Source organism: Fundidesulfovibrio sp., from assembly GCF_058402725.1.
The window spans coordinates 1-3222 of the sequence record NZ_JBZVFJ010000242.1; the positions used below are offsets into that span (position 1 = coordinate 1).

4 protein-coding genes are annotated in these 3222 nt (G+C 70.3%); all 4 read right to left on the reverse strand.

What is annotated here, in order from left to right; all coding sequences use genetic code 11:
* Nucleotides 1–843: 4Fe-4S dicluster domain-containing protein (locus ACV4UX_RS18080; RefSeq protein WP_491594673.1), on the reverse strand; the 843-nt coding region annotated here is incomplete at its 3' end.
* Nucleotides 843–1802, reverse strand: coding sequence for a 4Fe-4S dicluster domain-containing protein (locus ACV4UX_RS18085; protein ID WP_491594674.1), 960 nt, complete (start codon nucleotides 1800–1802; stop codon nucleotides 843–845). The genes ACV4UX_RS18080 and ACV4UX_RS18085, both read right to left, overlap by 1 nt.
* Entirely contained in the window at nucleotides 1789–2265 is a 477-nt protein-coding gene (locus tag ACV4UX_RS18090; RefSeq protein WP_491594675.1) for a hydrogenase iron-sulfur subunit, read from the reverse strand. Before ACV4UX_RS18090 ends, ACV4UX_RS18085 begins: the two co-directional genes overlap by 14 nt.
* On the reverse strand, nucleotides 2253–3222 hold a 970-nt coding region (locus tag ACV4UX_RS18095; RefSeq protein ID WP_491594676.1), incomplete at its 5' end, for a CoB--CoM heterodisulfide reductase iron-sulfur subunit A family protein. The genes ACV4UX_RS18095 and ACV4UX_RS18090, both read right to left, overlap by 13 nt.

The window sequence follows — 3222 nt, forward strand, 5'->3', positions numbered from 1 at the left end:
CTGGAAGGACATGCAGTTGTCCCAGGTGCGCAGGCGCGCGCCCTCGTTGCCCTGGGCCTCGTCGGTGACGTTGAAGCAGTAGCAGGTGGGGCACAGGTAGGTGCAGGCCCCGCAGCTCAGGCACTTGGCCGAAAGCTGGTTCCAGAACTCCATGTCGTCGAAGGCGTCCAGCAGGGCCTGGCGGGCCGGGGCCAGGTCGCGCGGGTCGTCCAGGGACTCGCGGGCCTTGGCGTGGGCCGCGGCCTCCTCGCCCTCGCGGCGGTCCGCCGGGGAGAAGAGCCCGGAGCCCACCAGGGCCGCCCCCTTCTCCGTGACGGCGCGGGCCACGTATCCGCCGGGAACCTGCGTGAGGAGCACGTCGGAGCCGTCCGGGTCGGCCGGGCCGGAGCCAACCCAGTGGCAGAAGCAGGCCGAACCGGCCTCGCGGCAGGCCAGGGTGACGAAGGCCGTGGCCTTGCGCCTGGCCGCGTAGTAGGGGTCGCTCAGGCCTCCGGCGTCGAAGACGCGGTCGTACACGGTGAAGCCGCGCGCACCGCAGGGCCTGGACCCGAAAACCACCACGCTCCCCTCGGGCAGGGTCTCCTCCACCTCCAGCAGGGGCTGGCCGGGCTTTTCGGGATCCTTCACGCGGCGGTAGCGCAGGAGCTCCTCGCAGGCCGGGAACACGGCCCCATTGGGCGGGACCGTGGCGTCGCGGGCGAGCTCCAGGGGCACGGCCGGGTCGTAGGGCTTGAAGACCACCGCGCCGCCCTCGCGGCGCGGGGCCAGCACCAGGCGCGCGGCCGAGAGTTCGGCCAGCCACGCGGCCAGGGACGCTTCAGGCAGGAACTTGGCCGGGTCCATCACCACCCCCGCTCGTTGATCTTGGCCTCTTCCACCTGGAAGGTGAACAGAGGCGGCACGGCCTGGGGATCGACCCCGGCCTGGTAGTCGAAGACGTCCTTGACCACGCGGTTGAGCTTGCGCCGCAGGGCCAGGATGGGAATGTCCACGGGACAGGCGCGCTGGCACTCGCCGCATTCGGTGCAGCGCCCGGCCAGGTGCAGTGCGTGGATGGCCTGGAACATGAGTTTCTCGCGCACGCCGTCCTCCTGGGAGACCCAGTGAGGATCGCGCGTCTGGGCGATGCAGTGGTCGCGGCAGACGCACATGGGGCAGGCGTTGCGGCAGGCGTAGCAGCGGATGCAGCGGTCCATGGCCTGGGCCCACCAGGCCATGCGCTCCGCCGGGGCCATGGCCTCGAAGCGCGCCATCTCGTCGGCGGCGGCGTCGCGGCCCTGGGCCGGAGGCAGGGGATCGCCCAGGAAGTGATCACTCACCAGGGCGTTGGGGTACTGGCAGTTCAGGCACTTGTCCGCGCAGGCCTCCTCCCAGGGCACGGCGGCCATGCCGTCGGGGGTGGTCACCTGCAGGGTGGCCCCGTCGCGCGCGGCAACGCTCACCTGGCCCAGATCGCCCACGCGCCCGGCCACCTTGGAGGCGTCGGCCACGCCCCGGCAGGGCATGGCGAAGACCACCAGCTCCTCGCGGCGCACCAGCTTCTCCTGGATCAACTCCACCACGGAGCGGCTGTCGCAGCCCTTGACCACCACGCCCACCTTGCGGCCCTTGAAGGCGGGAAGGTAGACGGCCGTGTTGGGCGCGTTGAACTGCCCCCACACCAGGTGGTCCACGTCGGCGGGCGTGCGCATGAAGAGCGGCGCGGCGGTCAGGGGCGACGGCCCCGGCTCCCAGCCGATGACGCAGTCGAGGCCGGGTAGCGCCTCGACGATCCGTTTTTTCAAGGCATCAAGCTCTTGCACTGTCGCCTCCCTTGCCGGACGCAAGGCTCCGGCGCGGCGCGAGGATGTCCCTGGCCGGGGAAGGCCCGAGGGCGTGGATCTGCTCGGTGAAGCGCGTCACCACCTGCTGCCAGCGCTGACCCTCCGAGGCCGAGACCCAGGTGTATTCGAAGCGCCCGGGCTCGAAGCCCAGCACCGGGAGCATGCCCTTGAGCACCTCCAGGCGGCGCCTGGCGTAGAAGTTGCCGCTGGCGTAGTGGCAGTCGCGCGGGTGGCAGCCCGAGACGAGCACGCCGTCGGCTCCGCCCAGGAGCGCCTTGACCACGAAGAGGGGGTCGATGCGCCCCGAGCAGGGCACGCGGATGATGCGCAGGTCCGTGGGCTGGGTGAAGCGCCCCACGCCCGCCGTGTCCGCGCCGCCGTAGGAGCACCAGTTGCAGAGAAAGCCGACGATGCGCAGCTCCCTGCCTGCTAGAACCGGCATAAGGCATCCACCTCCGCGAGGATCTGGTTGTCGGTGAAGTGTTCCAGCTGCACGGCCCCCTGCGGGCAGGTGACGGCGCAGATGCCGCAGCCCTGGCAGACCGTTTCGATCACCTCGGCTTTTGGCTGGCCCCGGAAATCGATCATGTGGATGGCCCCGAAGGGGCAGGTGGCCTCGCACTTGGCGCAGCCCACGCAGCGGGCCAGGTTCACCTGGGAGATCTGGGGGTCGCTCTCCAGCTGGGCCTTGGAGAAGAGCCCCAGCACCTTGGCGGCCGCCGCGCTGCCCTGCCCCACCGAGGAAGGAATGTCCTTGGGACCCTGGGCGCAACCGGCCAGGTAGACGCCCGCCGTGTTGGTCTCCACGGGGCGCAGCTTGGGGTGGCTCTCCATGAAGAAGCCGTACTTGTCGTAGGAAATGCGCAGCTTTTCGGCCAGGTGCGGCGAGCCCTTGGCGGCCTCGGCCCCAACGGCCAGCACCACCAGGTCGGCCTCCACCTCCACCTGCGCGCCCAGCAGGGTGTCGGCCCCGCGCACCAGGAGCTTGCGTCCCTTGGGGGTGATCATGGCCACGCGGCCGCGCACGTAGCGCGCCCCGTACTCCTCCATGGCCCGGCGGGTGAACTCGTCGTAGAGCTTCCCGGGCGAGCGGATGTCCATGTAGAACACCGTGGACTGGGAATCGGGGATGTGGTCCTTGGTGAGGATGGCCTGCTTGGCCGTGTACATGCAGCAGAAGCCCGAGCAGTACGGCCTGTCCACGGACTTGTCGCGCGAGCCAACGCACTGGATGAACACCACGCTCCTGGGCTCCCTCCCGTCCGAGGGGCGCTTCACATGGCCGCCGCTGGGGCCGGAGGCCGAGAGCATGCGTTCGTACTGGAGGCTGGTGATCACGTCGGGGTAGCGGCCGCCGCCGTATTCGCCGTATTTGGAGTGGTCGAAGAGGTCGAAGCCC

Bases quoted from the DNA above. Each gene is read 5' to 3' on its own strand.
- ACV4UX_RS18090 (WP_491594675.1), bottom strand. From the start codon at position 2,265: ATGCCGGTTCTAGCAGGCAGGGAGCTGCGCATCGTCGGCTTTCTCTGC.